Raw genomic sequence first — 492 nt, 5'->3', positions numbered from 1 at the left:
ATCCGAATTAGTAAGGACTTTCCCGATCTCGTGGCATAGCGATATGTCAGGATGGTTGGTGCTAGGCAACCCATCTGAGAAGGGGAAAGTCATGGACAAGATTACTCGTATCGGCGTGGATCTGGCCAAGAACCTGATTCAGGTACACGGCGTGGACAGCATGGAACGCGTGGTGGTCAGGAAAGCCATCTCACGACAGAAGTTTCTCGAGTGGTTTGCCAACCTCGCGCCGTGCCTGGTCGCAATGGAAGCGTGCAGCGCAGCCCACTACTGGGCGCGCAAGCTGCGCGCGCTCGGCCACGAAGTCCGCCTGATCGCGCCGCAGTTCGCCGCGCCATACCGCAAGGGCGGCAAGCACGTGAAGAACGACAGGCTGGATGCTGAGGCCATCTGCGAGGCCGCGGGCCGGCCGCATATGCGCTTCGTGGCCGTCAAAACGGCAGACCAGCAAAACGTGCTGGTGCTGCACCGGATGCGGGACGGTTTCGTTGA

The 492-nt window shown here is 60.4% G+C and carries 1 protein-coding gene; it reads left to right on the top strand.

Annotated features, from left to right (window positions below; all coding sequences use genetic code 11):
- Positions 1–91: 91 nt before the first annotated feature.
- On the top strand, positions 92–492 hold a 401-nt coding region (locus SB822_RS54915), incomplete at its 3' end, for an IS110 family transposase (protein ID WP_410858824.1).

The sequence above is a fragment of the Paraburkholderia sp. SIMBA_054 genome (assembly GCF_046534875.1).
GTDB lineage: Bacteria > Pseudomonadota > Gammaproteobacteria > Burkholderiales > Burkholderiaceae > Paraburkholderia > Paraburkholderia hospita.
Note: the sequence above shows the minus strand (reverse complement) of the source record. Positions and strands in the feature narration are given on the sequence as shown.